Below are 15457 nucleotides of genomic sequence, written 5' to 3'. Positions count from 1 at the left end.
AATAGGCTTTTCGAGGGTAATTCTTGTTTTAATTCTCCATGTACGCAGTCTTTAAAAGCCTCTATTTCGTTCCAAGACACGATTAAGAGTGGCTTTTAGGCTAAGTATAATTACTTATCGCGTAAGTGAGATGCTCCCAATGTACAATGTACCGATTTCTGGATAGGTCAGTGAGGGATTGATAACTTTTTCCTATATAAAAAACCAGTGGAAAGCTTGACATTAGCCAAAATACCCAGACAATGTTAAGTTAAATTAACCAATAGCCTAGGCTTGTATTTAAGGAAAACCCCTTATGGTAGCAACACCAGTTCAACAGAAATACGACATCAAAGATATTAGTTTAGCCCCCATCGGCAAACAGCGCATCGAATGGGCCGGTCGGGAAATGCCCGTTTTGCGTCAATTAGCCGAACGTTACGCCATCGAAAAACCCTTTGCTGGACTGCGTTTAGTCGCTTGCTGTCACGTTACCACCGAAACCGCTAATTTGGCCATCGCACTAAAAGCCGGTGGCGCTGATGCGTTACTAATTGCTAGTAATCCCCTTTCCACCCAAGATGATGTGGCCGCTTGTTTAGTCGCTGATTACGGCATCCCCGTTTATGCAATCAAAGGGGAAGATAACGACACCTATCACCGTCACGTTCAAATCGCCCTCGATCACAAACCCCAGATTATCATCGATGATGGTTGTGATGTGGTAGCCACCCTAGTTAAAGAAAGAAGTCACCAATTACCCGACATTATCGGTACTACCGAAGAAACTACCACCGGTATCGTCCGTTTGCAAGCCATGCTCAAAGCTGGGGTCTTATCCTTCCCCGCAATGAACGTTAACGACGCAGAAACCAAGCATTTCTTTGATAATCGCTACGGTACAGGTCAATCTACCCTTGATGGTATCATTCGCGCCACCAATATCCTCCTTGCCGGTAAAACCGTGGTTGTGGCTGGTTATGGTTGGTGTGGTAAAGGTGTGGCTATGCGGGCCAAAGGTTTAGGCTCTAATGTAATTGTCACCGAAATCAACGCCGTGCGTGCCATTGAAGCAGCGATGGACGGTTTCCGGGTTATGCCCATGGATGAAGCCGCTAAAGAAGGCGATATCTTCATCACTGTCACTGGTAACAAGCACGTTATCCGGGCCGAACATTTCGACCTGATGAAAGATGGGGCGATTGTTTCCAACTCCGGTCACTTTGATATTGAAATCGACCTGCAAGCTTTAGGCGCAAAAGCCGATAATGTTAAGGAAGTTCGCAACTTTACCCAACAATATAGCCTAAAAAGCGGTAAATCCATCGTTGTTATCGGTGAAGGTCGCCTAGTTAACCTGGCAGCCGCCGAAGGTCATCCTAGCGCCGTTATGGATATGAGTTTCGCTAATCAGGCGATCGGTGTAGAATACTTGGTTAAAAATAAGGGTAAATTAGCCCCCGGTATATACTCGATTCCCTACGAATTAGACCAAGAAATCGCCCGCTTGAAACTACAAGCCATGGGGATTGAAATCGATACTCTCACCGAAGCCCAATTAGAATATATCAACTCCTGGACTTCCGGAACCTAATATCAGTTATCAGTTATCAGTTATCAGTTATCAGTTATCAGTTATCAGTTATCAGTTATCAGTTATCAGTTATCAGTTATCAGTTATCAGTTATCAGGAGTTAGGAGTCAGGAGTCAGGAGTCAGGAGTTAGGAGTTAGGAGTCAGTACCCGCCACTTCATAATTCATAATTCATAATTCATAATTCCTACTTCCCACTCCCTTTTTTTACTTTAAAACTGTTTTCTAAATCCTCAAAAAATATGACTGAATGGATTACAAATACAATGACTTCCATGGGCTATTTAGGCATAGCCCTATTAATGTTTTTAGAGAATCTTTTTCCTCCCATTCCCTCGGAATTAATTATGCCCCTGGCGGGTTTTACCGTCCATGAGGGACAAATGGAATTTATTCCGGCAGTGGTAGCGGGGATTTTTGGTACGGTCATCGGAGCGCTACCTTGGTATTATCTCGGTCGGGTTGTGGATGAGGAAAAAATTGAAAAACTAGCCGATAAATACGGCAAATGGATTACCGTTTCCGCTAAAGATATTCAAAAAGCTAATCAATGGTTTAACCGTCACGGCAGTAAAGCGGTTTTACTCTGTCGTTTGGTCCCCGGAGTGCGAACTTTGATTTCCCTTCCCGCCGGGATGAATCACATGGCGATGATTCCCTTTTTAGTTTACTCCACCATCGGCACGACCCTCTGGGTCGTTTTTTTAACGGCAGCAGGTTACTTTTTAGGGAAAAATTACCCCCTTGTGGAAGAATATCTGGCTCCTGTGTCAAAAATAGCGCTACTTGTCCTCGTTATCTGGTTTATCCTCTGGATTATCCGCAAACGTAACCGCCGGTATGAGTAAATGTTGATGAGAGGTGGTGTTTTACGACGGATTGTCACCTTCGAGTCAAAGCAGCAATTTTTGTATTCTAACTACGTTTTACTGCTTATAAAGGGGCAAAAGGATAAGAATATACGAGGTTTTAATATGCCAAAAATTAAACTAAGTTCTCAGATTGGTAGAGATGGAATCTTACATTTAGATATACCGTCCGATTTTAAAGACACTGAAGTAAATGTTACAGTAACCGTTGAAGCGGTTCAAGAAGTCAGTGAAGATTTAGCAAGTAGAAAAGAGGAAAGAAAACCTCGCTATAATGCCTGGGGCAACCCAGTAGTAGAGCAATCTATTACCCAAGCTATTTCAGGAATGCGCCGCCTTCAAAAAACTGTAGCTTTACCTAAAAGTGAAATTCGTGCCATGCGAGAAGAAGGGAGGCGGTTTTGATTGAGTTCGTTTTAGATTGTTCGGTAGCAATTAGCTGGTGTTTGGTCGATGAAGATAACGATTATGCTAACGCAGTATTAGACATAATGCCAAACGCCGAAGCATTTGTTCCCGAAATTTGGTCTTTAGAGATTGTCAATAATCTCCTAGTCGCAGAAAGAAGAAATCGGATGACGGTCGAGCAAACTCAAGCATCGATTAATTGGTTACAGTCTTTACTTATTACTATTGATTCTTTAACTTCAGTCCAAGCTTTTGGCAGGACTTTAAGTAGGTAGGCACAATTATTTGTAGGATGGGTTAGCGGTAGCGTAACCCATGCGGGCGTTGGGTTTCATGCTTCAACCCAACCTACGTTCATTTTATATTTAATTCCACCCACCCACTTAACACTAGCAAGAGAACAAAAATTAGCTTCTTATGATGCTGCTTACTTAGAACTTGCTTTGCGCTTAGATTTACCATTGGCTACCAATGATAAGCAATTAATAGATGCAGCATTACGCTGTCAGGTAGAATTACTTAATCCCGCTCTAAATTGAACAAAGTTAGTTTTATCACCCGAATATTCCTTGACTTGGTGGCTCTACCGTACTTGTGATGATAATATATAATGATGGTCTATGACAGAGAGAAACATTAAATACTGTTTGGTATTAGGAGAAAAGCTGTGCCACTGATTAAAATACCAAGGAATTATCTGATTGCTGAAGATGAAAATTTTATTACAGCAGACGTGCCAGATTCACTGCTTCAGCTTTGGCAAAAAGATTATCAAAAGGTGGTTAAAGCCAAAGGTATTCTTAAGGATAAAAAAGCGGCAATGCTATCTCATGTAGAGTCTCTTCGTCGGGAGTGGGATGGATGAAATACGTCTATGATACCAATATTTTTATTTATTATTTAGCCGATGACGATATAGTTACTTCTTTTTTCTCCCAAGCTTTTTTGAGTTTGCATCAGATTTTTATCTCACCAATTGTCAGAATTGAGTTACTCAGTTTTCCTACTTTGTCTAAGGAAGAAGAGCAGATAATTGAAGATTTACTCTCACAGTTTGAATTAATTCCCATATTGAGAGAAATTGAAGATCTGACTATTCAACTGAAACGACAGTATAAAATCAAGATTCCCGATGCCATTATTGCCGCAACAACATTGAGCCAAAATGGATGTTTGGTCACTAGAAATGTTGATGATTTTAAGGGTATTTCTGGTTTAAATATTAAAAACCCGTTTATTGATGAGGGGTAAATAATAGTAGAAGAGCGAGAATTAAAAGTTGACTTATCTGCTATCAGTGTCATCCAAGATTTGTAGCGGCCAGTGCCTTCGTAGAAAAAGAAGAGTCTGCATAACTGAGAATGATAGGAATTGTCAGTAATGCGTCATCCTCAGAAAAGGTAAACTCAACTTTACTAGGCATGAGCAGATGCCCCTTGGTCATCCTGAATCATCTGCATCAGAATGTTTGCTGCTGCCGTTGCGTCGTAGAGGGACAAAATTGGATACTCTGGTGCGGAGAAGATGAATTGTAGTTCAGCGTCTGGGATTTGTGTGGCTAGGACTTTAAAGAGTGATAATTTGTCTGACTGGCTCAGATTGTTGACCAGAGGAATTAACTCAGCGAGTGACATGGTTTAAACTTCTAGAGGTGCGAGAATGAACTCTTAATAAAATCTTAATTGGGGGTATTACCTGGAAAAGTTGGTCTAGAATTCCGTTGGACTGATCCAAAGGCAACTCAATACAGGAGGTCAAATGGCTATTTTCCAATATCAGATTCTTGTAGGAAAGAATGAACCTAATGCTGTGGTCTGGTTTCTGAATGGCAACCAAGTAGGAGCGGATTTGCTACAAATTCTTAATGATTTGGGCTCTCAAGGTTGGGAAGTAGTTGGTATTGGGGATCTAGGTTTTGATAGTCGCTCTGAGATTGTGCTTAAGAAAACAATCTAATCATCCTTAGGTGTTCTTCGTCCCTACTTTTTCAGCAAACCCTATATAAAAAAAGGAGTGAAAATAATCACTCCTACTGATAATCAAAAGAAAAACAGGCTTAAATCTAGAGCGCGTTGGCCCCCGCTACTACTTCTAGCAATTCTTGCGTAATAGCGGCTTGACGCGCTTTGTTGTAGGTACGGCTTAAAGTCCCGATTAACTCGCTGGCGTTCTCGCTGGCGTTACTCATTGCCGTCATCCGGGCTGCTAATTCACTCGCTGCCGATTCCTGGAGAGCGCGCAGTAATTGGTTATTTAAGTACAAAGGTAGGAGAGAATCGAGGATTTGGACGGGATTCTGCTCAAAAATCATGTCTTGGGGAAAAACCTGCGCTGGTTGGCTGGCCATTTTTTCCCGTTGTACCTTAAATTTTCCCTCTTTAGTCACCAAACGGAAAATCTCGTCATCCTGTACCGCTAAACCTTGGGTAGTTAAAGGTAACAGGGTTTGAATCACCGGAGTGGCACTGATCAGGGAGATAAAACGAGTATAAATTAACTCGACCCGATCGACTGTTTCCGATAAAAATAAGGAAAGTAATTCATCCCCAATAGTGCCAGCTTCATCGGCAGTGGGAATCTGTTCGAGGTTGATAAATTTAGCGGCAATGGGAGCATTGCGGCGCTCAAAATATTGTGCCGCTTTTCGGCCGGCAACCACTAATTGATACTTAATCCCTTGCTCTTTTAATTCATTCATCCGTTGTTCGGCACGACGGATGACGTTAGTATTATAACCGCCACAAAGACCTCGATCGCCTGTCACTACCAACAGAGCCACGGTTTTTACTTCCCGTTGGGCCAGCAGGGGTAAATTAACATCACTAAAGGCTAAACGACCTTGGAGATTATAAAGTACCTGAGCGAGGGCATCGGCAAAAGGACGGGTACAGAGAACTTGTTCTTGGGCGCGGCGCACTTTTGCGGCCGCCACCAGACGCATGGCCTCGGTAATTTTTTTGGTATTTTTGACCGATTGAATTTGGTCGCGAATCGCTTTGAGATTAGGCATAATTCAGTTATCAGTTATCAGTTATCAGTTATCAGTTATCAGTCATCAGTTATCAGTTATCAGTTATCAGTTATCAGTTATCAGATTGGAGTTTTAAGTGAGCAGTATGTGTTAAGTGAGCAGTATGTGTTAAGTGAGCAGTACTAAATAGCAGTTTCTGGCCATCTTTTCACTGTTTACTGATCACTGTTTACTGATCACTGTTTACTGATCACTGTTTACTGGTCACTGTTTACTGATCACTGATCACTGATCACTGAAAAGGCTGACAGCTTAAAGCTCACAGAAGTTTACTTGAAAGCCTGTTTGTACTCATTGATGCCATCTTTGAGCAGGCCTTCTGCTTCGTCGTTGAGTTGTTTTTCAGTGCTGACGATCTCAACGTAGCGAGGTTTGCTGGTTTTCAGGTATTCCCGTAAACCGGTGCAGAAATCGATAACTTTATCGGTGGCGATATCGTCGAGATAACCGTTTAAACCGGCATAAACCACCGCCACCTGTTCCCAAACGGAGAGGGGGAAGTTTTGGGGTTGTTTGAGGATTTGACGCAGACGTTGACCGCGAGCCAGTTGTGCTTGGGTGGCCGCATCAAGGTCAGAAGCGAATTGAGCAAAAGCTTCTAATTCGTCAAACTGGGCTAATTCCAGTTTTAATTTACCGGCAACTTTCTTCATCGCTTTCGTTTGGGCCGCCGAACCCACCCGGGATACGGAAATACCAGCGTTAATAGCAGGACGGAAACCAGCGTTAAAGAGGTCGGTGGAGAGGAATATCTGACCGTCAGTGATCGAAATTACATTCGTGGGAATGTAGGCAGAAACGTCACCGGCTTGGGTTTCGATAATCGGCAGGGCGGTCATGCTACCACCACCGAGGGCATCGCTGAGTTTAGCGGCGCGCTCTAGTAAACGGGAGTGGAGATAGAAAACGTCGCCGGGGTAAGCTTCCCGACCGGGAGGACGACGCATGAGCAGGGATAGCTGACGATAAGCTTGAGCCTGCTTGGTGAGGTCATCGTAGATAACCAGGGTCGCTTTGCCTTTATACATGAAGTATTCGGCGATCGAAGCTCCGGTGTAGGGGGCGATATACTGGAGGGTGGCGGGGTCGTTAGCGTTAGCGGCCACCACCACGGTGTAATCCATAGCGCCTCTTTGGGTGAGGGTGTCGATTACTTGGGCGACGGTGGAGGCTTTTTGACCGATGGCGACATAGACACAGATCACGTCTTCGCTTTTCTGGTTAATGATCGTGTCAATGGCGATCGCTGTTTTACCAGTTTTTCTGTCACCGATAATTAACTCCCGTTGACCACGACCGACGGGAATCATGGCATCGATAGCGGTAATGCCGGTTTGCATCGGTTCACAGACGGATTTGCGAGCGACAATACCGGGGGCGGGGGATTCCACCAGACGGGTTTCGCTGGCGAGGATGTCCCCTTTGCCGTCGATGGGACGACCGAGGGCATCAACCACGCGGCCGACTAAGGCTTCACCCACGGGAACCTGAGCGATTTTACCGGTAGCTTTCACCGTACCGCCTTCTTTAATCCCGAAACCGTCACCCATTAACACTGCACCGACGTTATCTTCTTCGAGGTTAAGGGCGATGCCGACGGTTCCATCTTCAAATTCTAATAGTTCTCCCGACATGGCCTGTTGTAGGCCGTAGATGCGGGCAGTACCGTCACCCACTTGCAGGACGGTTCCCACGTTGGAGACCTGTACTTCTTGGTTATAGGATTCGATCTGTTGACGAATAATCGTGCTAATTTCGTCGGGTCTGATAGCTACCATAGTTTAATCTCGGAAAAAGTAAAAAATTAGAAGGTGAAAAAACGGCAAAAAAGGGAGATTAGATGACCTTAGCGCAGGGAGAGGCTGAGGCGTTGTAGTTGACCGCGAATGCTGGCATCAAAGACCTGAGAACCGACTTTGATCACCACACCACCGATGAGGCTGGTATCAACTTTGGTTTTCAGTTCGACCACGTTCGCCCCGGTCAGAGTTTTCACTTTGTCGATGACGATTTGTTTTTGGCTATCGTTCAATTCGGTGGCCGAGGAAACTTCCGCTAAAACGGTGTTAGTCAGCGCTCTAGCCAGGGTGAGATATTGTTGACAAACGGGTTCTAAAAATTGAATCCGACGTTTATCGACCAATAACATCATGAAGTTAGTTAAATAGGGATTGGCACTGCTCCCCATTACTTGGGAAAGAACGGCTTTTTTAGCTTCTTCTTTGATGACGGGATTGCCAATAAAAGCTCTTAGATCGGGAGCATTTTCCAACAATTCTAAGAGGGATTTTATTTCGCCGCCGATCGCTTCTAATTGTCCGCTGCTTTGGGCGACGGAAAGTAATGCCTGGGCGTAGGGTTCGGCAATTTCTGAACTGATTAAACTTCCCTGCATCTATTTACCTCCTAGGTTCGCCAAACTGCGATCAATTAGGGTTTGTTGTACCGATTCTTCCAGGCCGGTGCTTAACTGGGATTCCACGTTAGCTAAGGCTAAAGCGGTAATTCTTTGGCGTAATTCTACTAAAACGCGATCCTGTTCTGCCGAGAGATCTTTAGCGGCACTTTCGCGCATTCTTTGAATATCGAGTTCGGCTTGGGCGGCGATGTCGGCGGTGACAGTTTTAGCTCTAGATCGAGCATTATTGATAATTTTTTCCGCTTCTTGTTTTGCTAGGGCGAGTTTTTTCTGTTCTTCGGCGAGGGCGTTAGCGGCAATATTTTTCCGGTCTTCAGCTTCGGCTAAAGCTTCAGCAATCTTCGACTGACGTTCTCCGAGGATTTGTCCGAGAACTTTGCGGCCGTAGAAGATGACTAAACCGAGCAGAATCGAGAGGTTAAATAGGTTAGTTCCTAGGATATCGGTGTTGATGCCGAATCCTTCTGCTGCCGCTTCCTTCGCCTCCGTGGCTAATAATAAAACTGTGTCGATGATCATGATTATTGAGGGCGGGGAGTAGGTTGTTCAGTTATCAGTTATCAGAGGTAAGTTATCAGTCTTCTAACTCCTGACGACTGAGTGCTATCTTTTTACTGATCACTGTTATTAACCAAGGGCTGGGGTTTAGCGAACGAGTTCGGGGCCGAGGAGTTTTTCGAGAATTTGACGGGAAAGAGAGGCCACTTGTCCTTCTAGAGAACGAAAGGCTTCTTCTTTCTGTTGGGCAATTTCGGCGGCGACGGCTTCCTTACGGGCGATCGCTTCTTTTTGGGCTGCGGCAACTCGTTCGCTGGCTAGTTTTTGGGCCTCAGCTTGCGCTTGGGCGATAATCTCTTGGGATTGTTTACGAGCCGAAGTTAATTGCAATTCGTACTCTTGTACAAGTGCTTCGGTTTTGGCTAGTTGTTCTTTGGCTCCGCCTTCCGTTTGCCGAATATACTCCGCCCGTTCATCTAAAACTTTACTGAGGGGTTTATAAAAAACGGCGTTCAGGATCACTGCCAAAAGAATAAACTGTAGTGCCATCACTGGCAGGGTGGCATCGAAATCAAACATTGATTTATTCCTGATAAATAGAGGCTATAGACAGGTTCAAAAAAGGAATATGATCCCCCTGCTTTAACAATATACAGTCAGGGGGAATCAGTAAAATTCCCTTAATTAGCTATCAGCCTTCCGTCCCAAAAACCAGACTTTTTAGTTAGCTGCTTTGGCGTTTTTTGAGAGTTTTTAAAACTCTGCTGCCAAGCTGGGGACTGGGGGCTGATAGCCCACTGCTTTTTTAATTAGGCGAAGGGGTTAGCGAACAGTAAAACGAGAGCGATAACCAAGCCGTAGATGGTTAAGGATTCCATGAATGCCAAGCTGAGGAGAAGGGTACCACGAATTCTTCCTTCAGCTTCGGGTTGACGGGCGATACCGGAAACAGCTTCTCCAGAAGCGGTACCTTGACCAACACCGGGGCCGATAGCGGCTAAACCAACGGCGAGGGCGGCGGCGATAACGGAAGCGGCAGCTACTGTGGGGTTCATGGTGATTTTTTCCTCTATTTACTAATCAATTTCAATCTGTTGTTTACAGAGCGCGTTCTCAGCCTCAAAAAATGGCTGGTTTTCTGCTCAAAACTCCCGAAAGAGTTTTTGGGAAAGAACGATCCTGGAATTCAGTTGCTCATCCTGAATTCGACCAATAATTTCTTAGTTATTATCCTATTATTTGGACACTTTTCCCTAAGAAATTTTTCTGTTTTCGTCCCTCGCTTTTAAGCGTGTTCTTCTTCGTGTTCCGATTCCAGGGCCTCATGGATATAGGCCCCAGCAAGGGTGGCGAAGACCAGGGCCTGAATAGCGCTGGTAAATAAACCGAGAGCCATCAGGGGTAGGGGTACGACTAGGGGGACAAGGAAGACTAATACGGCTACTACCAACTCATCCGCGAGGATGTTTCCGAAAAGACGGAAGCTGAGGGAGAGGGGTTTGGTAAAGTCTTCTAAAATTTTGATCGGTAATAGCACGGGAATCGGCTCTAGGTAGTGAGCGAAGTAACCGAGTCCTTTTTTACTGATGCCCGCGTAGAAGTAAGCGAGGGAAGTCAGTAGGGCTAACGCCACCGTGGTATTGATGTCGTTAGTGGGGGCGGCTAATTCCCCTTCGGGCAGTTCGATTAACTTCCAAGGAATCAAGGCCCCTAACCAGTTAGAAACGAAAATAAATAAAAATAGGGTGCCGATGAAGGGCAACCAGGGTCGATATTCCTTTTCTCCTAGCTGGTTTTTGGCTAAATCGCGCAGAAATTCGAGAACGTACTCCATCAGGTTTTGAATACCGCTAGGGACTTTCTGGATTTTGCGGGTAGCGGCGATCGAGGCGATGATTAAGATAGCGAAGACGATCCAGGAGACCGCGATCACTTGCCCGTGAATTTTTAGTCCGCCGATGTGCCAGTACCAGTGTTGTCCCACTTCCAGGGAAGCGAGGCTATAAAAATTAAGCACACTTAAACTGTCTAACATTTCTACCTTAGGGAGATTCGGGTTCGCAAATCAGGGTTATTTTAACGGTCAAAGGGGTTAGGAATCGGCTTTCTGCTCCAGCTTGAAGATGGTTTGCAGGGTATAGACGATGATCGCCCCTTTATAGGTCAAAAAACCCAAAAAAACTGGCACTATGTGCAGTTCTTGCCAACGACTGGCGATGATGATTAATCCGGCGAATAGGGCTAATCCTTTTTTGCCCACGCGATTTTTCGTTACCCCCAATTTTTCCACTTCCCCGGCCAGGAGTTTTAGGTAAACAACTCCCACCATTGCCCCTAATAGGTAATTAAGGGCGGTATTGAGGGAATAAAACAGCCACACGGGTATAAAGATCAGACCGCTTAAGATGAGGGTGGTGATCAATAGGGTGTTTTGTAGTTGATAGTATTCCCGCATCGGATCTGACGGCGGGTTGGTTTCTGGGGTTGGGGGAGATTCGATCGATGGGTCAGACAAGGTACACCTAAATCAGCGATAGACTAATCTCAATATCTGGATTGCTTTCCGAGCTATGACGCTCAGGTGAGCCACAAGACATATTATCACGGCAGTGGCAACAATTATTAAGCAATTGTAAATGGTCTTGATTCCCCCCGCTCCCAGCCGTCAGCCGTCAGCTTTTTTCTCCCTCCTCCCCTGCTCCCTTCTCCCCACTGCCCCGACTCCAGCGCGCCCAAGTTCAGCGCTCCCTCTTGCCTGTTCCCTAAAACCAGAGACTTCCTACCTCACCATTAAGATAACTGCTATAACTGTGTTTTTGAGTAGATTTTTTTCTTGTCCCTACTCCTCAGTAAACCCGAACCTGAAGAAAAATTTACCCGTACCCCCTACCCCAAAAGAAAATTTTTTCTCTGGAAAGTTTTTCCGCATCAGGGTTTGATTATTTGAGTGCAAGCTTGCTCAGTTTAACTAATATAATCCTTTGCCCTTGCAGGAGGTAAAAATTTGCTGCTGCTATAAATAAAAGCCTAGAAGTGAGAGAGTAGATAGGCCATCGAGGTGCGGTGGCTGAGTAACTCTTAAAAATATTCCCTTTCTTGCCCAGATTACTTGGTCATAGGTAAGGAAAAAGCTATGAGTGTTGTAGTAGCCAACAATCCCTTAAATACCCTTGAGCAGATTTCTACAACCAGTGGATAACAAAACGAGAGTAAATAGCTGGAATAGTCATCCTGGCAATGGTTAATAAAAAGCAGTTACTTGGGAAAAGGGTAAGGGTTACTATTTTTTTCTCTCTTGATTTTTAAACTCAATACCTATAAATAAAAAAAGTTTTTGTGTGCTTCTCTCTAACAACAATCTCTAGGCAAAAAGCTGGAGATTTTTTTAAAGCTGATAACTAATAACCGATTCTGTCTCCTGATACAAACTAACTGGGAACAATATTTAAGAAAGCATCGAAGTCTTTTAATGCTTCTTGGAATTGAGTAGCAGCGAGACTAGCATCTTTCTCCTTGGCTGCCGCATCGATACGTTCAAAGTGAACGAAAAGATTTTTCGCTAACTGCTTGGCCTTTTCTTGGTCTTTGGGCAGTAAATTACGGGATAATCCTACCATTTCCCGACGCAATTGCCCCAAAGGACCGTGGATATAGGTGCGAGTATCTACCCAATTTTTGTCAGCGATGAGGTCTTGCAAAACGCTCATTTTTTCGCGAAATCCTTCTATGGGTTGGATGTAAACCTGTAACTGTTCGATTTTTTGCGGACTATAGACGGTGGGGATAGTTGCTTGCGGACCACTGCAGCTAACCAGCAGCGTAGTAACTAGGACTAAAACTAGGGAAATAATCGAGCGAAGACGTGGCATTGGTTTATATGTACTATTTAACAAACTATTGACGTTCTCTCCCGATAACTGGTCAAGCTATCGGGACGATTTTTACTTTATCAGGTTGTGGGATTCCCAAATCAGATTTTACTCCCAACGACCTTGACAGTAACTCGGTGCTATTGGACGATAATCAGCAATTTTGCCTCTGATCCCCCCTTAATCCCCCCTTGATAAGGGGGTGTCTGATAATTTTTAACACCTACCTACTTATTGATTACAGCTTAAACTGTTTCATAAAAGCTCGATCGATCCGATCTTTCCATAACCATAATAACGGTGATTGCCACGAAAAACCGCCCCAAGATGCGATCGCTTTTTGGTCTCCTGTCCCGATTAAACTGAGATAATTTTTCTGGGGAAAATAGGGTTTTAATGGCTGATTTTGCAGAATTCTGACTAAATTATCGAACAGAGGTTTACCTTGTCGGACGGCAAAAACTCCCGCTTTCGGACGGGGATAATCTGGAATCGTGGCAATATCTCCCACGGCAAAAATATGGGGATGGGAAAGGGATTGCAGATAATTATTCACTAAAATAAACCCTTTTTCATCTGTCAGTAATCCTGACGCTTTAATCCAACTAGGGGCCGAGGCAGTCGTTACCCAAATTGTATAATCCGTGGGCAAAACTAACCCCGATGAACAGATAATCCGATCTGCTTGCACTGCCGTCACATCCGTTGATAAATATAATCTAATTCCCCTTTGTTTAAAAATATTCTCCAAACGTTGGCCGACCCAATTATTATGGTTCGGTAGTAGTTTTTTTCCTCGATGAATTAGAGACAAATTCAAATTACTGCTAGAGTTGAGAATTTTGGTCAAACGGGACTGCATATTTAAAGCTAATTCGACCCCGCCCGCGCCACCACCAACAATGACGATATTTAAAGGATTATTGGGGTTACTAACCGCTTTTTTCAGGATTTCTTGCCATCCTTCCCGAAAAATCGGCACCGGTTTGGCGGGAATAGCGTACTCTTTAGCACCGATAACATTATCCACTGCTGGGATGCTGCCGATATCGATCGAGAGATAATCAAAGGGAATTGGTGAAGAATTATGACAAATTACTTGACATTTTTCCGTATCTATGGAATCAGCCTTAGCTAAACAGAATTGCGCTTGAGAATACCTAGCTAGAGAAGGTAAATCGATATGAGTTTCGGCAAAATCATAAAAACCGGCGATGTAGCCGGGTAACATTCCCGAATAGGGGGTATGGGTGACATCGCTAATTAAAGTTAATTGAACGTTTTTTAGGGGTGATTGCCCCCAAAGACGAAGGGCGATCGCATGACTATGACCCCCACCGATAAAAACTAGGCGCTTGACTAAATCCATAAAAAAAGGGGATTGCTGCCGGAAAAGTTAAATTCTAATGAATATATCTTCTGACACAGAAATTCTGTTGCAAGATCGAGGGTGGATAGACAAAAACTCAAGGTATCGAGGCCAGGAACTTTTAACCAATGACAGTAAATTGGGATTTTGATCTTTTCGGACTCGATATTCTTAAGCAAATTCTATCTATTATCTTCGCTTCCCAATAGAGAGAAGTCTATGCAAGAAGTTTATATCGTGGCCGCTGTCCGGACTCCAATTGGTCGTTTTGGTGGGGGATTAATGGGATTATCCCCGGCCGATTTAGGGGCAACAGTGATGAAATCTGCCCTAGAAATCGCTAATTTGCCCCCAGAAGCCCTAGATTTGTACATTTTCGGCAATGTTTTGGGATCCGGTCATGGTCAACTCATCCCTCGACAAGCGGCGATTAAAGCGGGAATTCCCGTAAGCGTGGACGGATATCGGGTGGATATGGTTTGTTCTTCGGGAATGATTGCCGTTAGTAACGCTGCCACCTCAATTCGCGCCGGCGAAGCGGATCTCGTCCTCGCCGGTGGCATCGAATCCATGTCCCAAACTGGCTTTTTTCTCTCCCATCGGGCCCGGTGGGGTTATAAATTCCTTATGGGTGCGCCGGAACAATTAACCGACCTATTACTGCACGATGGCCTAACCGATGCTACCACGACTGAGGGCATGGGTTCCCAAGTCGATCGCCTCTGTCTCGATCGCGGGGTTTCTCGGCAAGCATTGGACGAAATTGCCGCCTTATCCCACCAAAGAGCAGCCACAGCCACAGAAAAAGGCTGGTTTAACGGCGAAATCGTGCCAATTGAGCTTAAATCTAAGAAAGGTTCCACAATTATCGCTCAAGATGAGGGTATTCGTTCCGATAGTACCCCAGAAGGTTTAGGAAAACTGCGGCCAGCTTTTAACCCGTCGGGAGTTTTAACCGCAGGCAATAGTAGTCAGATTTCCGATGGGGCTGCCGCTATCCTTTTAGCCAGTCAAAAAGCCGTGGATCAGTACGGTTTAAAACCAATTGCCAAAATCCTCGGCGGCGCTGTGGGTGCTGGCAAAACCGATCGCTTCCCAGAATTCCCCGTCCTAGCGGTGAAAAAATTGCTATCATCTCTAGATAAAACGATCGAAGATTTCGATTTAGTGGAAAATAACGAAGCTTTTGCCTTAAATAATCTGCTTTTTGAGATGGATTTGGGGTTAGCGAGGGAAAAACAAAACGTTCACGGTGGTGCGATCGCCTTGGGTCATCCCATCGGCGCTTCCGGAGCGCGGATTCTGGTGACGTTAATTAATGCGTTGAAAGTACAGGATAAAACCCTCGGTATGGGGGCCATCTGTCATGGGACCGGTGGCGGAACAGCGATCGCAATTGAAAGAGTTTAGGAGGAAAAAGC

The 15457-nt window shown here is 44.7% G+C and carries 20 protein-coding genes; 9 read left to right on the top strand and 11 right to left on the bottom strand.

The window, feature by feature from the left end; genetic code table 11:
• Positions 1-295: 295 nt before the first annotated feature.
• The 6 genes from ahcY (at position 296) to ACE1AQ_RS14045 (ending at position 4101) form a co-directional block, all read left to right on the top strand.
• Positions 296-1573 carry an adenosylhomocysteinase gene (gene ahcY, locus ACE1AQ_RS14070; RefSeq protein ID WP_008206926.1) on the top strand — a complete coding sequence of 426 codons (1278 nt, stop codon included), beginning with the start codon at positions 296-298 and terminating at the stop codon, positions 1571-1573.
• A gap of 242 nt (positions 1574-1815) precedes the next feature.
• Complete coding sequence (locus ACE1AQ_RS14065; RefSeq protein ID WP_002784839.1) at positions 1816-2421, top strand: DedA family protein; 606 nt, start codon at positions 1816-1818, stop codon at positions 2419-2421.
• Between the two features lie 6 nt (positions 2422-2427).
• Entirely contained in the window at positions 2428-2847 is a 420-nt protein-coding gene (locus ACE1AQ_RS14060; RefSeq protein ID WP_253257758.1) for a hypothetical protein, read from the top strand.
• Positions 2844-3125 (top strand): type II toxin-antitoxin system VapC family toxin, encoded by a 282-nt coding sequence (locus ACE1AQ_RS14055; protein WP_039900664.1) that lies wholly within the window; start codon positions 2844-2846, stop codon positions 3123-3125. Before ACE1AQ_RS14060 ends, ACE1AQ_RS14055 begins: the two co-directional genes overlap by 4 nt.
• Positions 3126-3517: 392 nt before the next feature.
• Entirely contained in the window at positions 3518-3715 is a 198-nt protein-coding gene (locus ACE1AQ_RS14050) for a hypothetical protein (RefSeq protein ID WP_002789758.1), read from the top strand.
• Positions 3712-4101 carry a type II toxin-antitoxin system VapC family toxin gene (locus tag ACE1AQ_RS14045; RefSeq protein WP_039900670.1) on the top strand — a complete coding sequence of 130 codons (390 nt, stop codon included), beginning with the start codon at positions 3712-3714 and terminating at the stop codon, positions 4099-4101. Before ACE1AQ_RS14050 ends, ACE1AQ_RS14045 begins: the two co-directional genes overlap by 4 nt.
• Positions 4102-4265: 164 nt before the next feature.
• On the opposite strand, the gene ACE1AQ_RS14040 is transcribed toward ACE1AQ_RS14045, so the two are convergent.
• Positions 4266-4484, bottom strand: a complete 219-nt coding sequence (locus tag ACE1AQ_RS14040) for a hypothetical protein (RefSeq protein WP_039900671.1) — start codon at positions 4482-4484, stop codon at positions 4266-4268.
• 124 nt (positions 4485-4608) lie between these two features.
• Here ACE1AQ_RS14040 and ACE1AQ_RS14035 point away from each other — a divergent pair, with 124 nt between their 5' ends.
• On the top strand, positions 4609-4806 hold the full coding sequence (locus ACE1AQ_RS14035) for a hypothetical protein (protein ID WP_002740312.1): 198 nt from the start codon (positions 4609-4611) through the stop codon (positions 4804-4806).
• Between the two features lie 106 nt (positions 4807-4912).
• On the opposite strand, the gene ACE1AQ_RS14030 is transcribed toward ACE1AQ_RS14035, so the two are convergent.
• Complete coding sequence (locus tag ACE1AQ_RS14030; RefSeq protein WP_002763363.1) at positions 4913-5860, bottom strand: F0F1 ATP synthase subunit gamma; 948 nt, start codon at positions 5858-5860, stop codon at positions 4913-4915.
• On the opposite strand from ACE1AQ_RS14030, the gene ACE1AQ_RS14025 reads away from it, so the two are divergent.
• Positions 5831-6007, top strand: a complete 177-nt coding sequence (locus ACE1AQ_RS14025) for a hypothetical protein (RefSeq protein ID WP_374808611.1) — start codon at positions 5831-5833, stop codon at positions 6005-6007. The genes ACE1AQ_RS14030 and ACE1AQ_RS14025 overlap by 30 nt on opposite strands.
• Positions 6008-6150: 143 nt before the next feature.
• On the opposite strand, the gene atpA is transcribed toward ACE1AQ_RS14025, so the two are convergent.
• The 9 genes from atpA to ACE1AQ_RS13980 all read right to left on the bottom strand — a co-directional run bounded on the left by atpA (position 6151) and on the right by ACE1AQ_RS13980 (position 14036).
• Complete coding sequence (gene atpA / locus ACE1AQ_RS14020; protein ID WP_002750072.1) at positions 6151-7659, bottom strand: F0F1 ATP synthase subunit alpha; 1509 nt, start codon at positions 7657-7659, stop codon at positions 6151-6153.
• A 68-nt stretch (positions 7660-7727) separates the two neighbouring features.
• Positions 7728-8276, bottom strand: a complete 549-nt coding sequence (atpH, locus tag ACE1AQ_RS14015; protein WP_008206934.1) for an ATP synthase F1 subunit delta — start codon at positions 8274-8276, stop codon at positions 7728-7730.
• Entirely contained in the window at positions 8277-8819 is a 543-nt protein-coding gene (locus ACE1AQ_RS14010) for a F0F1 ATP synthase subunit B (RefSeq protein ID WP_002750068.1), read from the bottom strand. It lies immediately after the preceding gene.
• Between the two features lie 126 nt (positions 8820-8945).
• On the bottom strand, positions 8946-9377 hold the full coding sequence (locus ACE1AQ_RS14005; RefSeq protein ID WP_002740070.1) for a F0F1 ATP synthase subunit B': 432 nt from the start codon (positions 9375-9377) through the stop codon (positions 8946-8948).
• A 230-nt stretch (positions 9378-9607) separates the two neighbouring features.
• The gene (atpE, locus tag ACE1AQ_RS14000; protein WP_002740068.1) at positions 9608-9853 is read right to left on the bottom strand and encodes an ATP synthase F0 subunit C; all 246 of its coding nucleotides are present in this window, start codon (positions 9851-9853) and stop codon (positions 9608-9610) included.
• A gap of 230 nt (positions 9854-10083) precedes the next feature.
• On the bottom strand, positions 10084-10833 hold the full coding sequence (atpB, locus tag ACE1AQ_RS13995; protein ID WP_002739857.1) for a F0F1 ATP synthase subunit A: 750 nt from the start codon (positions 10831-10833) through the stop codon (positions 10084-10086).
• A 57-nt stretch (positions 10834-10890) separates the two neighbouring features.
• The gene (locus tag ACE1AQ_RS13990; protein ID WP_002739749.1) at positions 10891-11253 is read right to left on the bottom strand and encodes an ATP synthase subunit I; all 363 of its coding nucleotides are present in this window, start codon (positions 11251-11253) and stop codon (positions 10891-10893) included.
• A gap of 973 nt (positions 11254-12226) precedes the next feature.
• On the bottom strand, positions 12227-12667 hold the full coding sequence (gene psbQ, locus ACE1AQ_RS13985) for a photosystem II protein PsbQ (RefSeq protein ID WP_008206935.1): 441 nt from the start codon (positions 12665-12667) through the stop codon (positions 12227-12229).
• A gap of 238 nt (positions 12668-12905) precedes the next feature.
• Positions 12906-14036 carry an FAD-dependent oxidoreductase gene (locus ACE1AQ_RS13980; RefSeq protein ID WP_110545589.1) on the bottom strand — a complete coding sequence of 377 codons (1131 nt, stop codon included), beginning with the start codon at positions 14034-14036 and terminating at the stop codon, positions 12906-12908.
• 219 nt (positions 14037-14255) lie between these two features.
• Between ACE1AQ_RS13980 and phaA the strand changes: the two genes are divergently transcribed.
• On the top strand, positions 14256-15446 hold the full coding sequence (phaA, locus tag ACE1AQ_RS13975) for an acetyl-CoA acetyltransferase PhaA (RefSeq protein ID WP_106908858.1): 1191 nt from the start codon (positions 14256-14258) through the stop codon (positions 15444-15446).
• Positions 15447-15457: the final 11 nt, after the last annotated feature.

Source organism: Microcystis sp. BLCC-F209, from assembly GCF_041928595.1.
In the GTDB taxonomy this organism is placed as follows: Bacteria; Cyanobacteriota; Cyanobacteriia; order Cyanobacteriales; family Microcystaceae; genus Microcystis.
This window is presented reverse-complemented; position numbering and strand designations above follow the sequence as displayed.